The 17,018-nt window shown below is 57.4% G+C and carries 17 protein-coding genes; 13 read left to right on the top strand and 4 right to left on the bottom strand.

Features of this window, described 5'->3' with window-relative positions:
- Positions 1-9: 9 nt before the first annotated feature.
- From ybgC to thiD, 11 genes are all read left to right on the top strand, one after another.
- Positions 10-435, top strand: a complete 426-nt coding sequence (ybgC, locus tag GJA01_RS00745; RefSeq protein ID WP_007282571.1) for a tol-pal system-associated acyl-CoA thioesterase — start codon at positions 10-12, stop codon at positions 433-435.
- A 77-nt stretch (positions 436-512) separates the two neighbouring features.
- The gene (tolQ, locus tag GJA01_RS00740; protein WP_010501071.1) at positions 513-1,256 is read left to right on the top strand and encodes a protein TolQ; all 744 of its coding nucleotides are present in this window, start codon (positions 513-515) and stop codon (positions 1,254-1,256) included.
- 3 nt (positions 1,257-1,259) lie between these two features.
- Positions 1,260-1,697: a protein TolR gene (gene tolR / locus GJA01_RS00735; protein ID WP_010501072.1), complete on the top strand. Its 438-nt coding sequence runs from the start codon at positions 1,260-1,262 to the stop codon at positions 1,695-1,697.
- 12 nt (positions 1,698-1,709) lie between these two features.
- On the top strand, positions 1,710-2,705 hold the full coding sequence (locus GJA01_RS00730) for a hypothetical protein (RefSeq protein WP_023944900.1): 996 nt from the start codon (positions 1,710-1,712) through the stop codon (positions 2,703-2,705).
- A 16-nt stretch (positions 2,706-2,721) separates the two neighbouring features.
- Positions 2,722-4,086, top strand: coding sequence for a Tol-Pal system beta propeller repeat protein TolB (gene tolB, locus GJA01_RS00725; protein WP_061932602.1), 1,365 nt, complete (start codon positions 2,722-2,724; stop codon positions 4,084-4,086).
- A gap of 587 nt (positions 4,087-4,673) precedes the next feature.
- On the top strand, positions 4,674-5,153 hold the full coding sequence (gene pal, locus GJA01_RS00715) for a peptidoglycan-associated lipoprotein Pal (RefSeq protein ID WP_010501078.1): 480 nt from the start codon (positions 4,674-4,676) through the stop codon (positions 5,151-5,153).
- A 155-nt stretch (positions 5,154-5,308) separates the two neighbouring features.
- Positions 5,309-6,187 (top strand): tetratricopeptide repeat protein, encoded by an 879-nt coding sequence (locus GJA01_RS00710; RefSeq protein WP_062505378.1) that lies wholly within the window; start codon positions 5,309-5,311, stop codon positions 6,185-6,187.
- On the top strand, positions 6,165-7,409 hold the full coding sequence (tilS, locus tag GJA01_RS00705) for a tRNA lysidine(34) synthetase TilS (protein ID WP_253783428.1): 1,245 nt from the start codon (positions 6,165-6,167) through the stop codon (positions 7,407-7,409). The genes GJA01_RS00710 and tilS overlap by 23 nt, the downstream gene beginning before the upstream one ends.
- 168 nt (positions 7,410-7,577) lie before the next feature.
- A complete protein-coding gene (gene ftsH / locus GJA01_RS00700; protein ID WP_062024424.1) occupies positions 7,578-9,482 on the top strand; it encodes an ATP-dependent zinc metalloprotease FtsH in 1,905 nt (634 codons plus the stop codon).
- Between the two features lie 101 nt (positions 9,483-9,583).
- Positions 9,584-10,942, top strand: coding sequence for a phosphoglucosamine mutase (gene glmM / locus GJA01_RS00695; protein WP_026017381.1), 1,359 nt, complete (start codon positions 9,584-9,586; stop codon positions 10,940-10,942).
- Positions 10,943-10,945: 3 nt separating this feature from the next.
- A complete protein-coding gene (thiD, locus tag GJA01_RS00690; RefSeq protein ID WP_062505380.1) occupies positions 10,946-11,755 on the top strand; it encodes a bifunctional hydroxymethylpyrimidine kinase/phosphomethylpyrimidine kinase in 810 nt (269 codons plus the stop codon).
- Between the two features lie 9 nt (positions 11,756-11,764).
- On the opposite strand, the gene GJA01_RS00685 is transcribed toward thiD, so the two are convergent.
- Positions 11,765-12,508: a response regulator transcription factor gene (locus tag GJA01_RS00685; RefSeq protein ID WP_062505381.1), complete on the bottom strand. Its 744-nt coding sequence runs from the start codon at positions 12,506-12,508 to the stop codon at positions 11,765-11,767.
- Between the two features lie 152 nt (positions 12,509-12,660).
- Between GJA01_RS00685 and fliI the strand changes: the two genes are divergently transcribed.
- Together fliI and GJA01_RS00675 are read left to right on the top strand one after the other, a co-directional pair.
- Entirely contained in the window at positions 12,661-14,037 is a 1,377-nt protein-coding gene (fliI, locus tag GJA01_RS00680) for a flagellar protein export ATPase FliI (protein ID WP_062505383.1), read from the top strand.
- Positions 14,038-14,057: 20 nt separating this feature from the next.
- Complete coding sequence (locus GJA01_RS00675; RefSeq protein WP_023944910.1) at positions 14,058-14,483, top strand: flagellar export protein FliJ; 426 nt, start codon at positions 14,058-14,060, stop codon at positions 14,481-14,483.
- Here the strand turns inward: GJA01_RS00675 and GJA01_RS00670 are convergent.
- The 3 genes from GJA01_RS00670 to GJA01_RS00660 all read right to left on the bottom strand — a co-directional run bounded on the left by GJA01_RS00670 (position 14,475) and on the right by GJA01_RS00660 (position 16,753).
- Positions 14,475-14,891 carry a hypothetical protein gene (locus tag GJA01_RS00670; protein WP_172794499.1) on the bottom strand — a complete coding sequence of 139 codons (417 nt, stop codon included), beginning with the start codon at positions 14,889-14,891 and terminating at the stop codon, positions 14,475-14,477. The two genes, GJA01_RS00675 and GJA01_RS00670, sit on opposite strands and share 9 nt — an antisense overlap.
- A 69-nt stretch (positions 14,892-14,960) precedes the next feature.
- Positions 14,961-15,473, bottom strand: a complete 513-nt coding sequence (locus GJA01_RS00665) for a hypothetical protein (protein WP_234930808.1) — start codon at positions 15,471-15,473, stop codon at positions 14,961-14,963.
- Positions 15,470-16,753, bottom strand: coding sequence for an aminopeptidase (locus tag GJA01_RS00660; RefSeq protein WP_062505388.1), 1,284 nt, complete (start codon positions 16,751-16,753; stop codon positions 15,470-15,472). Before GJA01_RS00660 ends, GJA01_RS00665 begins: the two co-directional genes overlap by 4 nt.
- Between the last annotated feature and the right edge of the window lie 265 nt (positions 16,754-17,018).

Genomic DNA, 17,018 nt, shown 5'->3' with positions numbered 1-17,018 from the left:
GAGGATCTGATGGCAACGCATAAAATCCGGTTCCGGGTTTATTATGAAGACACGGATGCCGGGGGGATTGTCTATCATGCGCGCTATCTCGGCTTTGCCGAACGTGCACGCAGCGAGGCCATGCGGGATGCAGATGCGTCCGTTACGGAACTTCTGAATGATTTTGGTCTGGCCTTCGTCGTCCGACAGGCCAGTATCCGATATCGCTCTCCGTTGCGACTCGATGATGAAATGGAAATCGAGACTGCGCTGGAGGCTATGACGCCGACACGGCTGAAACTTCAGCAGACGGTGCGGAATTTCTCAAAGGGTAACGAAACCGCCGTTGTCATTGATGTGGAACTGGCGTGTCTTTCTGCAGAAACAATGAAACCTGCCAAAATTCCGCCTCGCTGGTGTGATGCTGTTCGAAAACTCGAGGCTGGAGAGGTCTGACCCACTTTCCTGTTTCCTCACGAAGTGCAATGGAGAGACCTGACCCGTAAGGGACAGGATCTGGACAGGAGAGAACAGTGGATCATGAGGTAAGTTCGAGTGCGCTTGGGGCGGTCGGTGCGGCCGGTCTGTCGCCTCTGGACCTGTTCCTGCACGCGTCCATCGTCGTAAAGCTGGTCATGATCGGGCTCGTCCTGTGCAGTGCAGGCGTGTGGGCGATCATCGCGGAAAAAATCATTCTGATGCGTCGCGTGAATCGTGAAGCGACGGAATTTGAAGACCGTTTCTGGTCCGGCGGTTCGCTGGACGACCTTTACGAATCCGATGGTGCCCGTCCGACGCACCCGATGGCCGCCGTGTTTGGGGCTGCCATGGGCGAATGGCGTCGTTCGGCACGCATTGTTGGGATCGATCTGGCGCGCGGTGGCGTGCGGGACCGTATCGACCGTGCCATCAATATTACCGTTTCCCGCGAGAATGATCGTCTGGGCCGTCGCCTGATCTTCCTGGCAACGATTGGCCCGGTAGCACCGTTCGTGGGTCTGTTCGGTACGGTCTGGGGTATCATGCATGCGTTCGGTTCGATCGCTGCCATGCACAATACCAATCTTTCCGTCGTGGCTCCGGGTATTTCCGAAGCCCTGTTCGCAACGGCTATCGGCCTTGTGACGGCTATTCCCGCCTACGTTGCCTATAACGTTCTCAGCAACTCCACGGACAAGTTTGCGGACCGTATGGAGGCTTTCGGAACCGAATTCGCCGCCATCCTGTCCCGCCAGTCCGAAGAGCGTGCGGACGAGACGACCAGCGGGAAGGCCTGATCCATGGGGATGTCCGCTGGAGGAGGAGGGCGCGCAGGGGGCCGTCGTCGGCGTCCGGCATCCGAGATCAACGTCACACCGCTGGTGGACGTCATGCTGGTGCTGCTCATCATTTTCATGGTGACGGCGCCGATGATGACCAGTGGCGTCAATGTTGATCTGCCCAAAACGGATGCCAGTCCGGTCAATGCGGATACGAAGCCGATCACGGTTTCGCTGCGCAATGACGGTTCGCTGTATCTGGGCGAAGATCCGATCACGCCGGAACAGCTTGTGGACCAGCTCAAGGTCCAGTCCCAGAATGATCCGAATCATCGGATCTTCGTTCGTGCCGATGCGCATATCGACTATGGCCGCGTGATGCAGGTCATGGGTCAGATCACGTCTGGCGGCTTTACGCATGTGGCGCTGCTCGCTCAGCAGCCTCAGAGCGGCCAGTAAAGGACTTCGCCAGTGGTGCGTCCACGTCGTTCGGACAGGCGTCGCTTTCGCAACGCGCTGCTGGGTTCGGTTGGTGTCCATGCGGCACTGATCCTGTACCTGGTGGTGCGGATCCCGTTCGAGAAACCTCCTGAGCCGCCGGAACCTCCGGCGGTGCAAATGGAGTTCGAGGAGGCTGGTCCTCCCACTCATCCTATCAAGGCTGACCATCCGGCGCCCAAGCCGGCACCTGCGCCTGCGCCCGTGAAGAACGAGGCTCCTCCGTCCCCGACGCCTCCTCTGAAGGCGCCGACGGAAGAACCACCTCCGCCTCCACCGCCGCCGCAGCCGGTTCCGCCAGCGCCTGAGACCAAGCCTCAGCCTCTGCCGCCGACGAAGCTTCCGCCCAAGATCACGGAGCCGTCGCCGGAACCTGTGCCTGCGTCGCCGCCGAAGCCATCCCCGCCGACCAAGTCGACGATGGTGGCCCCGCCGAGCCCGCAGACGCAGAAGGCTGACAAGCTACCCGATACGCCGAAGTTCTCGCATATGACCCAGCCGAATGCGTCCAAGAATACGCAGGCGGACAGTCATTCCCTTCTGGCAACGCTGGACAGCTTCCGGTCTGACCAGAAGCAGACGCATGCGCCCAAGGCGAAAGCCAATCCGCCGCAAGGTGGGGCGCCAGATGGCGGTGGTGTTCCCAACGGGGATATTACCAAGTCCCTGTCCATGGCCGATCAGAAAGCGATCGGTGGTTCCGTGCGTCGTTGCTACACGGAAGACACGGAAGCGCGGAACTATGCGAGCTTTGTCGCGCATCTGATTGTGACGGTGGATGCAACGGGTGAGGCACGTCTTGTGAAGTATGCTCCAGATACAGCAGCGAAGATGGCGTCAGACCCATCCTATCGTGTGCTGGCGGAGCGTGCGCGCGATGCAGTGCTGAGCCCGACCTGTGCCCATCTGCCCATTCCTTCCAACCTGCTAGGCCAGACGCATCAGCTGCGTTTTGTCTTCAGGCCGTAACCCTAGAGGAATCATCATGACCTTCATTTCCGATTCCGAAGCTGATGCTCTGAGCGCGCTGCTGTCGCGCCGTTCTGTTCTTGGTGCCACGGCTGCGGCTGGTGGCCTTCTGGCAACGCCATTGTCTGCTTTTGCACAGGGTGCCGCGGCATCTGGTGGAGGTGAGGCGGAAATTACCGTGGATCAGGCCCGTCAGGCGCCGATCCCCATCGTAATCCCGAGCTTCGGTGCCGGGATGGGCGAGCAGATCTCTGGCGTCATTTCTTCTGATCTGGAGAGCACGGGTCTCTTCAAAGTCATGAGCGGTGATGTGCCTCCGGGTTCCACGCCCGATTTCAGTGCCCTTAAGGCGCAGGGTGCCCGTGCTGCTGTAGCAGGGCGCGCAGTCGGTTCTGGCAGTGTTCGCGTTGAGATGCGGCTGTGGAACGTTGTGGCTGGTGAGCAGCTTCAGGGCACGGCTTATACGGCGTCTCCGTCCAACTGGCGTCGTATCGCTCACATCATTGCTGATGTGATTTATGAGCGGATGCTGGGGGAAAAGGGGTATTTCGATACCCGTATCGCTTACATCGCCCGCACAGGCCCACGTCGTCATCAGATTACGCGTCTGGCGCTGATGGATCAGGACGGGTTCAACTCCCGTATGCTGACCGGTGGCCAGTGGCTGACGCTGACGCCGCGCTTCAACCCGGCACGCGATCAGGTCGCGTTCATGTCTTACGCGAACAATCGTCCGCGTGTGTATCTGTTCGACCTTGGCTCTGGTCGGCAGCAGATGCTGGGTGAGTTCGATGGTATTTCATTCGCGCCGCGTTTCTCACCGGATGGCAGTCGTGTTGTTCTGTCTGCAACGCGTGGCGGTGGATCAGACATCTTCGTTGTCGATCTTGGATCTCGCAGCAAGCACCAGATCACCAGCTCTGGTGGCGCGATTGATACCAGCCCGTGCTTCAGCCCGGATGGTAGCCAGATCGTCTTCAACTCCGATCGTGGTGGTAGCCCGCAGCTTTACATCATGGGTGCTTCAGGTGGCGGTGCGCGCCGGATCTCCTATGGGTCCGGTCAGTACGGCTCGCCGGTCTGGTCGCCGCGTGGGGATCTGATTGCGTTTACTCGCATTGGTCACGGTGGCTTCTCGCTGGGCGTCATGAATCCAGACGGAACGGGCGAGCGTATCCTGACGCAGGGTTTCACGGTTGAGTCGCCGACGTTCTGTCCAAACGGTCGTGTGCTGGCTTTCTGCCGTCAGAGCGCTTCGGGTGCGGGTGGTGCGGGCTTTGCGTCGGGTATTGGGACTATCGACATCACGGGCTTCAATGAGCGCCCGATCCGGACGGCGACTGGCGCGTCCGATCCGGCCTGGTCTCCGCTGAACGGCTGAACAGGCTTCCTCCACGTCAGGCAGGTTTCTGACGTGGAGGTTTTTTTCTTGCGAATGTCTTGAGCAGAAGTTCGACATGAAGAGCAGGTTTACAGACCTGATCAAGACGGATGACAGACCGTCAAATGGAGTCGATTGAACCGGGATTGCTTCTCACGGGCAGGATGGTTCCATCGCATGTTCTGTAAATCAATGAAGCCAAACCAGCAGATGGGAAAATTCTGTCCCGCATATGGCGCTGGGCTGATGTGCGTCATCTGCATGGTGATAAAGAGCTTAAAGGATGTCCAGCAAAGCAACTGGCAGAATTCCGCCACATTCGTATTTAAGATCTGTGACATTTATGTTGCGTTTTCTGGTTTCGAATCAGAATCGTTCTCCGGCGTCTGGGGTGTGTCTCACAGGATGCTTGACCCCGGATTTAAGTCATGAGTATGGGCGCTAGTGGCCAGTGCTTTTCAGGGGGTATGCTGGGAGTTGCAATGCGACTCTTGAGCGGTTCCGAATGAAAGGTGTGGGTCCGGAACAACGCGGCATTATGCCGCATTTCGGTTCCTGATATGGAACCGTTCTCAGGGTTGAGACACATGAAGTTCAAGGTGTTTGGTGCGCTTGGTCTGGCGCTCGTTCTCGCAGCCTGCTCCGATGGCAAAACCGATACGGGCAACAGCACCGGTGCTGGCGCAGCTACGCAGGAAGCTGGCCCGACGCCAGGCAGCGAAGCTGATCTGGTTGCCAATGTTGGCGATCGTATCTTCTATGAGCTGAATGTTTCCCAGCTCTCCGAAGAAGCCCGCGCGACGCTGGACAAGCAGGCTGCATGGCTCGCGAAGTATCCGCAGGTCAGCATCCAGATCGCTGGTAACTGCGATGACCGCGGCACGGAAGAGTACAACATTGCTCTGGGCCAGCGTCGTGCAAACGCTGCTCGTGACTATCTGGTCGCCAAGGGCGTGAGCGCTTCCCGCATCACGACGATCTCCTACGGTAAGGATCGTCCGACCGCTGATGGTGATGACGAAGCCTCATGGGCTCAGAACCGTAACGCGATCACCTCGGTTCGCTGAACCCGGGTCATCCGTCTGACGGACTGACAGTTTGAACGGCCGGGGGAGCTTATCCCCCGGCCGTTTCTGTTTTATGACTGTCTCTACTGCCGTGCTCGCCGGCGACTGCGAGAGAGCGCCCTGGCCGGGCGCTGAACTGTTTCAGGAGATCTTGCATGGCCCTGTCCCGTCCCCTCCGCGCACTGATGCTCGGAACGGCGTTTTCTGTGCTTTGCCCTGTCCTGCCGGCTCTGGCGCAGGACGCATCGGATGGCGGGGGGATTTCTTCCCGTGAGGCGATTGCTCTTCAGGATGAAATTGCCTCTTTGCGGCAGCAGCTTTCGCAGATCCAGAACAGTGGGCCTTTGCCTGCGCCGAGTTCTTCAGCATCACGAGGATCGTCTGGAGGCAGTGCAGACGGGAATATGGTTGCCCAGCTTCTTGAACGTGTTTCGGCTCTTGAAGAGCAGAACCGCCAGATGCGTGGAGAACTGGATCAGTTGACCAACGCGCAGAAGGAAACGCAGGCTAATCTGTCCAAACAGATTTCAGACATGCAGTTTGCGTCTCAGAACGGCGGGGGCGGGGCACCCGCGGCCGCAGCATCTGCTGCGCCCAGTGCAAAAGCTGCTGAAGCTGATGCGCCTGCTGCCGGGGATGCCGCACCGAAGACCGCTCTTGAAGCTTTGAAGCTTGGGAATGCAGCACTGAAGGCTGGTAAGTACGACGACGCTGAAACGAATGCACGCTTTGCCATCAAGACGGCCAAAAGCGCTTCCGGGAAAATGGATTCCCAGTTCCTTTTGGCCCAGTCTCTCGCGGGGCAGAAGCAGTATCGTGAATCGGCTGTTGCTTACTACGATGCCTATAATAAGGCTCCGAAATCCCCCAAGGCTCAGGACTCGCTGTTAGGTGTGGCAGCCTCTCTTCTGGCAATGGGTGACAAAAACTCCGCTTGTCAGGCCCTCGACAAGCTGAAGGACGAGTTTCCAACCCCAACGCCTCGAGTGAAGTCTGCCGCTGCGACGTTCCGTGGACGTGCTGCCTGTCACTGATCTGAACAGTCCCGTCGGGGCGGACGAGTTTTCCGCCTTGATGGAAAATGTCGGACCTTGGTTGCCCGACGTTGCAGAGGCTCCTGTCGGGCTGGCTGTTTCCGGTGGGGGCGATTCCCTTGCCTTGGCATGGCTGGCAAAGCGGTGGCGACATCATGTTGTGGCTTTTGTTGTAGATCATGCTTTACGCGTCGAATCTGCTGCTGAGGCACGCCTGACAGCCCGCCGCCTCCAGGTGATGGGCATTGACGCGCGTGTTTTAAAGTTGGCGCCTTTTCCTGAAGGGCGGCTTCAGGAGCGCGCGCGGGATGCGCGTTTTGAAGCTTTGGAAGAGGCCTGCGTTGAGGCTGGGTGTCTTGATCTGCTGGTTGCCCACCATCTGCATGATCAGGATGAGACAGTCTGGATGCGTCAGCATGCTGGCAGTGGTCCGAGCGGGTTGGCCGGCATGGAGGCTGTGGCTCTTCGGGGACGGATCAGAATTGTCCGGCCTTGCCTCATGCTGCCGCCGGAGCGTCTACGTGCGACATTGCGTGCGGCCGGCCTTGCATGGATTGAAGATCCTTCCAATCAGAACAGGCGCTTTGAGCGTGTTCGCTGGCGACAGGATCTGTCATCGACGCAGCGGGATCACGCGCGGGAGTGGCAGGTCGCGGCACAGGTGTTGCGGTGTTCCGAAGACAGGAAACTGGCGCGTATTTTGGCGGAAAGTGCAGTCTGGCATTCGGCAGGCTGGGTTCATCTGAAGCCTGACGGGATAAAGGATAACACGATTGCAGCGTTGATCCGCCTGGTGTCCGGGCAGAGATATCGTCCGTCTCGGGAGCAGGTTCAGGCTCTTGTATCGCGTGGGCAGGGGACGCTGGGAGGCGTCATGATGCGTCCGGCAGGGCGTTTCGGAGACGGTGTCATGCTGGTTCGTGAGGAGCGGGCAGTCGAAGGCTTGGTCGCGGCAAAAGCCGGAGTGCTATGGGATGGTCGATGGCGCGGCGCTGCAGACGCTCTTCCTGCTGACGGCATGATTGGCGCTCTGGGAGAGGGAGCTTTCCAGTTGGATGCCAGACGTCTGCGTCTGCCTGTGTCGGCTTTGAGAACGCTCCCGGCTCTGTGGAGGAATGGACAGGTTATCGGTTTGCCTGATGTTCTCGAGGGCATTGGGACAGTCCCTTTTGTTTGGGCAGGAGGAGTGCCTGTGACGGGAGAAAGGGGTTCAATGACATGAAAAGCGCACCAAAATGCCCTGAAATGCGTTTTCCTTTCCCCTATGGGGTAGGAACACGGGCAGGACCGCCTATGTTATGAAGTCAACGTAGACTATGACGTCGGTCTGTTTGAGACGGTGAAGCCACGCTGCATCGGTTAGACAGTCTGAAGGACGACAGAGAACGAGATGAACAATTTAGGCCGTAACGTTGCGATCTGGGTGGTCATCATCATGGTCGGAATGGCAGTGCTGACCGCCTTCCAGCCCGGTGGAAGCCAGCACGCTGCCCAGCAGATCGCTTATTCCGACTTCATTCATGATGTGGATGAACATCAGGTTCGCTCAGTCGTGATCCAGGAACAGAATGTTTCTGGTACACTGACGAACGGCACGTCTTTCGAGACGTATGCGCCGATTGATCCGGGTCTTCCGGCGCGTCTGACGAGTGCGGGTGTGGAAGTCACCGCCAAGCCAATGGATAGCGGCGAAAGCCCGATCCTGCGCTATGTGGGGGCTTACCTGCCGGTTCTGCTGCTGGTTGGTCTGTGCTTCATGGTGTTCCGCCAAATGCAGGCTGGTGGTGGTCGTGCCATGGGCTTTGGTAAGTCCAAGGCCCGTCTGCTCACGGAAAAAACCGGTCGCGTGACGTTCGAGGATGTTGCGGGTATCGACGAAGCCAAGGCTGAGCTTGAGGAAATCGTAGAGTTCCTTAAAGACCCGCAGAAGTTCACGCGTCTGGGCGGCAAGATTCCCAAGGGTGCTCTGCTCGTTGGACCTCCAGGTACGGGTAAGACGCTTCTGGCCCGCGCGATTGCTGGTGAAGCCAATGTTCCGTTCTTCACGATTTCCGGTTCGGATTTTGTGGAGATGTTCGTCGGTGTCGGTGCATCGCGTGTGCGTGACATGTTCGAGCAGGGCAAGAAGGCTGCACCTTGCATCATCTTCATCGATGAAATCGACGCGGTTGGTCGCCATCGTGGCGCTGGCCTTGGCGGTGGAAATGATGAGCGCGAGCAGACGCTGAACCAGATGCTGGTTGAGATGGATGGTTTTGAAAGCAACGAGGGCGTGATCCTCATTGCCGCAACAAACCGTCCGGACGTTCTGGACCCTGCTCTGCTGCGTCCAGGGCGCTTTGACCGCCAGGTTGTGGTGCCGAACCCCGATGTGGCGGGGCGTGAGAAGATCCTGCGTGTTCACATGAAAAAGGTGCCGCTGTCTTCTGACGTGGATCCGAAGGTCATTGCTCGCGGAACGCCGGGTTTCTCAGGTGCGGATCTGTCCAATCTTGTGAATGAAGCTGCCCTGATGTCGGCCCGTCAGGGACGTCGGACGGTTGGTATGGCTCAGTTCGAGGAAGCCAAGGACAAAGTCATGATGGGGGCAGAACGTCGCTCCATGGTCATGACCGAAGACGAAAAGCGCTCCACGGCTTATCATGAGTCCGGTCACGCCATCTGCGCCATCTTCACGCCGGGTAGCGATCCGATTCACAAGGCAACGATTGTGCCGCGTGGCCGTGCTCTGGGTCTGGTGATGACGTTGCCGGAAAAGGATAATATTTCTTACAGCCGGAAATGGTGCCTTGCCCGTCTGGTGATCGCCATGGGTGGTCGTGTGGCAGAAGAAATTATCTTTGGCCCGGAAGAAGTCAGTGCCGGTGCGTCTGGTGACATCAAGAGTGCCACTGATCTGGCACGCCGGATGGTGACCGAATGGGGCATGAGCGATAAGCTCGGTATGATCTCTTACGGCGATAACGGTCAGGAAGTGTTTCTGGGTCATTCCGTGACGCAGAACAAGAACCTGTCCGAGCAGACGGCTCGTGAGATCGACACGGAGATCAAGGCACTCATCGACACGGCTTATCAGCAGGCGCGCGAGCTGCTGCTGACGCATATTGATGATCTGCATCGCCTGACGGCAGCGCTTCTTGAGTATGAGACGCTGACTGGCGATGATGTTGGTCGCATTATGCGCGGTGAAGCCATCGAGCGCGCTTCGGATGATGAGCAGTTGCCCGATAATCGCCGTGCTTCTGTGCCAACAACGCGTCCAGGCGCGTTTGATCCGGCCCCGCAGGCAGGCTAATCAGACCGTTAACCGCACCATCAGGCGCGTCATTGAGGGGGCTTTCCCCCTCGGTGTCGCGCCTTTTTCTTATCTATCGAGACACGCAGGATTTCATGACCATGGCCAGCAAGAGGGCACTGTTCGGGACGGACGGGATCAGGGGAACAGCCAATACCGCGCCGATGACGGTAGAAGTTGCCCAAAAACTCGGACAGGCAGCCGGGCTGTACTTCATGCGCAATCCAAGCCGTCGGCATAGTGTCGTGCTAGGCAAGGACACACGCCTGTCGGGCTACATGATTGAGTGCGCGCTTGTGGCGGGTTTCCTGTCTGCTGGCATGGATGTCATTCTTGTTGGCCCGTTGCCGACACCTGCCATCGCTATGCTGACACGTTCCCTCCGGGCTGATCTCGGTGTCATGATTTCAGCCTCCCATAACCCTTTCACAGACAACGGTATCAAGCTGTTCGGGCCGGATGGCTTCAAGCTATCCGATGACGTTGAAGGCGAGATCGAGACGCTGATGGGTGAGGACCTGTCCGGACGTCTGGCGTCTCCGGAGCAGATCGGTCGGGCCTCGCGTCTGAATGATGCAGCGGGCCGTTACATTGAGAATGCCAAGGCCTCTTTCCCTCGCGGATTGCGGCTGGATGGCCTGAAGATCGTCCTCGATTGTGCGAATGGCTCGGCTTACCGTGTAGCGCCGACGGCTCTGTGGGAGCTTGGAGCGGAAGTCATCAAGATTGGATGTTCTCCAGATGGACTGAACATCAATGACGGTGTGGGTTCAACCCATCCAGAGAAGCTTTGTGCGGCCGTAAAGGAGCACAAGGCAGACTTCGGAATTGCTCTGGATGGTGATGCCGACCGCGTACTGATCGCCGATGAGAACGGTACCCTGGTTGATGGAGACCAGATCCTTGGTCTGATTGCGAAGTTCTGGAAGCAGCACGATCGCCTTCGTAGCACGACGGTTGTAGCAACGGTCATGTCCAACATGGGGCTTGAAAAAGCACTTTCAGAAGTAGGGCTGGAACTCCAGCGGACCGCCGTTGGTGATCGCTATGTTGTTGAGCGGATGCGCGAAATTGGTGGAAATCTCGGTGGTGAGCAGTCCGGGCATATGGTGCTGTCCGATTATGCCACGACAGGCGATGGTCTGATTGCAGCATTGCAGGTTCTGGCTGTGTCGGTCGAAACCAAGAAGCCCGCCAGTGAAATCTGTAAGGTTTTCGAGCCTTTTCCCCAGCTTCTGAAAAATGTGCGTTATTCGGGTGTCAGCCCTTTAAGTAGTCCAGAACTGGCTGCTGCAAAATCCTGGGCTGAAGAACGTCTTGCCGGTCGGGGGCGTCTGGTTCTGCGCGCAAGTGGAACTGAGCCCTTGATCCGCGTCATGGCGGAAGCGGAAGAGGAAGCTCTTGTGGTAGAAGTCGTGGATCATGTTTGCGATGCGATCCGCGCCATTACGGGACATTAAACGATGATCGGTCGGGTTCTGACCGTTGCTGGGAGTGATTCGGGCGGGGGAGCCGGAATTCAGGCCGATCTCAAAACCATCATGGCGCTGGGTGGGTTTGGCATGAGTGCCATTACAGCTTTGACGGCTCAGAACACGTTAGGTGTGTTCGGGGTCGAGGCTGTCTCGCCTGCCTTTGTTCGTCAGCAGATGCAGGTTGTTCTGGATGATCTGGGAGCGGATTGCTGCAAAACAGGCATGTTGTCCAATGCTGCAATCGTTCATGCGGTAGCAGACGAACTGTCGCTTCGCTCAGAACTGCCGCTGGTTCTGGATCCTGTCATGGTGTCCACGAGCGGCTCGGTTCTGCTGGACGCGGAGGCAGTGGAAGCCGTGATGAGCCGCCTGCTTCCTCGCGCTCTGGTTGTGACACCCAATATTCCGGAAGCTGAAGTTATGACCGGACTGGTCATTACGGATCTGGAGGAAATGCGTGTTGCAGCGCATCAGTTGCAGAAGCAAGGTGCGCAGGCCGTTCTCCTGAAAGGAGGGCATCTGCGGAGCGATGACCTAGAGGATTTACTGGTTTTTTCTGATGGAAGCGAAGTTGTTCTTCGTGGCGAGAGGCTAAAGACCCTCCATACGCATGGAACGGGATGTACTCTGGCCAGTGCAATTGCGACTGGGATTGCACAAGGTACGAATTTGGACGCTGCCGTTCGGCGGGGAAGCCAATATCTCAGACTGGCGCTGTCACATGCTCCCGGATTGGGGCAGGGGCACGGGCCGGTCGATCATGGGGTAACGATCCGGCCTGAATGGCACCAATCCTGAAAGCTGTTTTCAGGCGAATGTTGTGACGGGTTGAGGCGTACGGGTCTGATGCTCCGGTACGGCAGAGCTGGTTTCGGTCGCTGGTTCGTCACGCAGAATGTAGCCGCGCCCCCATACGGTTGCGATCAGGTTTTCTGCCCCGGCTTTCTGGAGTTTGCGGCGAAGTTTGCAGATGAAGACGTCAATGATCTTCATTTCCGGCTCGTCGATGCCGCCATAGAGGTGGTTCAGGAAGGCGTCTTTCGTCAATACTGACCCTTTGCGGATGATCAGAAGTTCCAGAATGGCATATTCCTTGCCTGTAAGATGCAGGGCCGTTCCGTCGACGGTGACGTTCTTGCCATTCAGATCGAGTTCCAGATTTCCAACTCGCAGACAGGGTTCAGCAAACCCGCGGGACCGACGCATGACTGCCTGAAGGCGAGCGATCAGTTCGCCTGGATCGTAGGGCTTGGCCATATAATCATCTGCACCCATTGAGAATGCACGGATCTTGGCCTGGGGGCGCAGCAGGGCAGAAAGAACGAGAATGGGGGTCGTGATCCGGGAGGAGCGTACCCGGCGAATGACGTCATATCCTTCAATGTCGTTCAGCAGCAGCTCGAGAACCATCACATCGTAATCGTAATGACGAAGCATCTCGATGGCTTCTTCGCCGGAGGCTGTGTGATCTACGGTGAAAGCCGCAGTCCGCAGGATCTGGGACAGGATCGCTGCGGCTTGAAGATCACTCTCAACAAGAAGGATACGCATGTTTTCAACTCCAGGATTGGTAAAGCAATGGTTACTACCCAAGGTTGTAAATGTCGATAGATAGAAACGGAAAATCGTAAATTTTTCATTATTCCGTCATGTGGCAATGCGGCTTCAACTTTTGTTAACCCTTTCAGCTTAGCGTTCTAAAGATGCCAGAAGCCACGGAAAAACAGCGGAAATACTCGTCTCCAAGTTTCCTTGAGAAGCTTCTGGAGAAGGTGGCTAATTTGCAACCTGACGGTGCAGTGGGAACCGTTCAGGACGTGACAGGTCTGTGTGTGACAATCCGTGGTCTGGAAGGACTCGTTTCAATCGGGGATCGAATCGTAATTCATGCACGTTCTGGAAGCACCATACAGTCAGAGGTTGTAGGGTTTCATGAGGCGCAAGCCAGAGTGATGGCGTTTGGAAGCCTTGAAGGTATTGGACCCGGTTGTGAGGCACAGATTCCTCTAAGTGGACAGTCCTGTGCCTCTCTTGGCGTGAATGAGAGCTGGTTGGGGCGTGTTATTGATCCGCTTGGTGTACCGATGGACGGCAAGGGACCCCTGATTCCTGCCCTGACTCAGCAGCCGGTACTCAGTTCGCCCCCAAATGCTGCGACCCGCGCCAGACTTGGAGACAGAATTGATCTGGGGGTCAGGGCGCTTGATGCATTTACAACATGTCGGCGCGGGCAAAGGTTAGGCCTGTTTGCAGGATCTGGTGTTGGTAAATCAACGCTATTGTCTATGCTGGTCCGAGGCGCGGACTTTGATGTCGCGGTCATTGCACTCGTGGGAGAGCGAGGCCGAGAAGTCCGGGAATTCATCGAAGACGACCTTGGTCCGGAAGGGCTTGCACGGAGCGTCGTTGTCATTGCGACATCGGACACGCCTCCCTTGATGCGCCGTGATGCAGCTGTTTCTGCCATGGCCATCGCCGAGTATTTTCGTGATCAGGGCAAATCGGTTCTGCTTCTGATGGACAGCGTAACCCGCTATTGCATGGCTTTGCGCGAAATCGGTTTGTCAGCCGGAGAACCCCCCGCGACACGGGGTTACCCACCTTCTGTTTTTGCCGAATTACCGAAATTGCTGGAGCGGGCGGGGCCGGGCTATCCCGGGCAGGGCATGATTACGGCTCTGTTCACGGTCCTGGTGGAGGGGGATGACCATAACGAGCCGGTTGCTGATGCTGTGCGCGGCATTCTCGATGGTCATATCATTCTTGATCGGAAGATCGGAGAGCAGGGGCGGTATCCGGCAATCGACGTTCTTCGCTCCCTGTCTCGAGCTGTTCCCGGATGTAATTCGGCGGAAGAAAACCGATTAACCCGCCAGGCGCGGGCGATCATGGCAACCTATGAACGCATGGCCGATATGATCCGGCTGGGTGCTTACAAATCCGGGACAGAGAAAGACGTGGATGAGGCTATTCGCCTGATGCCTCAACTGGATGCGTTTCTGTCTCAGGGAAAAAATGAACGCTCAAGGTGCCTGGAGGCCTTTGAGCAGCTTGGAACCATCATGGCTTCCGCAGCCTGACCGCTATCGGAGAAAAGATAATGAGGCAGATGCCGCTTGAGGCTCTTCGTCGCCTGAGACGCCATGAACTGGCAGATGTGGAAAAGGCTTTTGGAGAGGCTGTTGCCCGCGAGGCAGCCGCAGAAACGCTTCTGGGACAGAAGCACCAGCACCTTCTGACGGAGCAAAAGCTGGCTTCTGATCCAGCGGCTGACGATGGAGCAGTGGAAGCATTCAGTCGTTGGCTCCCTGTCGGGCAGCAGGCCATTTCTGATGCTCAGGAAAAATGTCGGCAGGCTGCCATGGACAGGGATTGCATCCGGTCAGCTCTTCTGATGGCACAGGCAGCCCTGAAGGCCGTGGAAAAGCTGGAAGAGAAGCAGCGGGTCGAAATTCAGCAGCAGCATCTTCGTAAAGAACAGGCCGTTCTGGATGAGTTGGCGCTACGGCAGAGAACTTTAAATTGATCCGTCGCCCCTAAGCATATCAACCAGGTGGCCTGCAGTACCTATCAAAGCGCAGGCAACAGGGTGGGTTTCATCCCGGACAAAAGCCAGAATAAGGGTGGAATCACTTTGGAAAAGGTCGCTTTCCAGACTGATGACAGGAGCAGTCTTCCCTTCACTCTGAGCTGATTCGGCAGCGTGGGACAGAATACGGGCAACGGCTTTCTCAAGCGCAGGAAGCACGACTGTATGAGGCGCCGTATGATTATCAGCATGGGCTGCAATCAACTCGTTCCAGCCTTCTTTCGTAATGAAGGCTGGTATTCCGTTGGGCGCAGTTTCGCGTTCGGCGCGAAGAATGGCTCCAGACTGGGCCAGGCCAAGAATATTGACGGATGGAAGTGTAGAAGGATCGAGCATCACGGGCATGGCGCTGTTTTATCAGGGCTCTGTCCGGAAAAGAAGGCATACCCTTTCAAAAGGATATGCCCGAAAATATCAGTGCGGTGGGTTTCCCATAGCCTGCATCAGGGCGTTGACCTGATCCGGATGGGCTTTGAACAGTGCAACATTGGTAGGATTGGGAGAAGGCATTCCGGCGGGAACCTGACCATTGCTGGCGGCAAGTGTCATACCGAAGGTTGTCATGCCGATAATGAATGTTTCCGGTGTGAAGCCGTGTGAACGCAAAACATCCGGGAAACCGGGTACCTGGCTTGCACGGACGATCATATCCTGAAGTCCAAGTCCCTGCGAATTTGGGGGTTGGATGTTGCGTCCCTGAAGCTCGCTGATTGCCGAAACCGCGCGGGGCATAAAGTCGGCAGGCAATACATAACGCATGGCGCGTTCTGCGTCCGCGCGGAACTGCGGTGGAATCTGTGCGGACTGCTGACCGGATTGTCCGTCAATTTCGGTCTGGCTGGGAGCGCCCTGAGCCGATGCAGTCAGGGGCGTGATAGCCCCTGTTGCCAAGGCGAAGACAGCAAGAAAGCTGCGTCGAAAAATCATGAAATCACCCATTCACCAGCACGCATGAGAGGCGTGCGTGTTCCGTCCTTGAGACCATCAAGATCAATCTTGTCCGACCCGATCATCCAGTCGATATGGATCAGGGAATCATTAACGCCGCGTTCCAGAAGCTGTTCCGGCGTCAGGCCCTCAATATCGACCATGCACTTGGTATAAGCCTGCCCAAGCGCGATATGGCTGGACGCATTTTCGTCAAACAGGGTGTTCTTGTAGAGAATGCCGCTGGCGGAAATCGGGGAGGAATGCGGCACGAGGGCCACCTCTCCAATGCGACGGGCACCTTCATCTGTGTCCAGAATACGATGCAGGACATTCTCGCCCTTGCTGGCGTGAGCCTCGACAATCCGGCCGTCTTCGAAGCGGACGGAAATATCGTCAATCAGGGTGCCCTGATGGAAAAGAGGCTTGGTGCTGCACACCGTTCCATTGACGCGGGAGCGATGTGGCGTCGTGAAAATCTCTTCTGTGGGGATGTTCGGGTTGCACACGACACCATTCAGCGCCTCTTCCGAGCCCCCAGCCCATGCGTGGCCGTCTGCCAGACCCACCGTCAGATCCGTGCCGGGGCCGGAGAAGTGCAGCGCGTCGAACCGCGTGTCATTCATGTATTTGGCGCGGGCATGGAGGCGCGCATTATGGGCCTTCCAGTCTGCAACCGGATCAGGGACATCAACGCGGGATGATTTGAAGATGCCGTTCCATAGGGCGGTCAGCGCCTCATCTGCGGGCAGGTCGGGGAATACCTGAGCAGCCCAGGCGGGGGTGGCGCAGGCAATGATGTTCCAGTTTACAGCAAACTGGGTGATGATTTCCATGGCCGGACGATTGGCGGCTGAGTTGGCGCGATTGGCCCGGGAAATGCGCTCCGGGTCCTGTCCGGCGAGAAGGGTCGGGTTGGCGCCGGTGATGGCCATGCGGGCCGCGCCGTCCCGGAATGCCTGGGCGATCCCGTTGGCGAGCCAGGTGGGAGCCGTGTCGAAAGCATCGTCGGAAGCGTGGATGTAGCGGGCCAGAGTAGCTTCATCGTCAGCGTACAGTGTGGTGACGAGGGAAGCGCCAGCCTTGTAGGCGTGTTCCGTGACGCGGCGGACAAGTGGCACTGCATCGAGCGGAGCCGTGATGAGAAGCTGCTGCCCAGGCTTGATATTCAGACCAACGCGGACGGCAACTTCACCAAGCCGGTCCAGAAGCTGTTCGTGCGAAAAGGGGGAAGGAACGGGCACGTCTTGCTCTTTCGCAATGGAAAATCTGTCTGTCATGGTGGGGGTTGGAGAAGGGAAGTGCAAGAGTGGTGCCAAGACTTGCGCTTCGCTCTCTATGGACCCACTCTCACAGCCCATGGGAAGAAACCGAGCATTTGAAAAACGGTTGGAGCCGCCGGGCGCGTATGATGGTGTCTGCTGTGGGCTGTGTGGAAGACTTATTCCGTCGACGGCGCGGTCTTCATGTCATCATCTCATACCAAAGCTGAAGGGCGGCGCTCAGGCGGAAACAGTTCGACTGCATCAGGTCTGTCACAATGCT

This window comes from Gluconobacter japonicus (assembly GCF_002723975.1).
GTDB classification, from domain to species: domain Bacteria; phylum Pseudomonadota; class Alphaproteobacteria; order Acetobacterales; family Acetobacteraceae; genus Gluconobacter; species Gluconobacter japonicus.
Note: the sequence above shows the minus strand (reverse complement) of the source record. Positions and strands in the feature narration are given on the sequence as shown.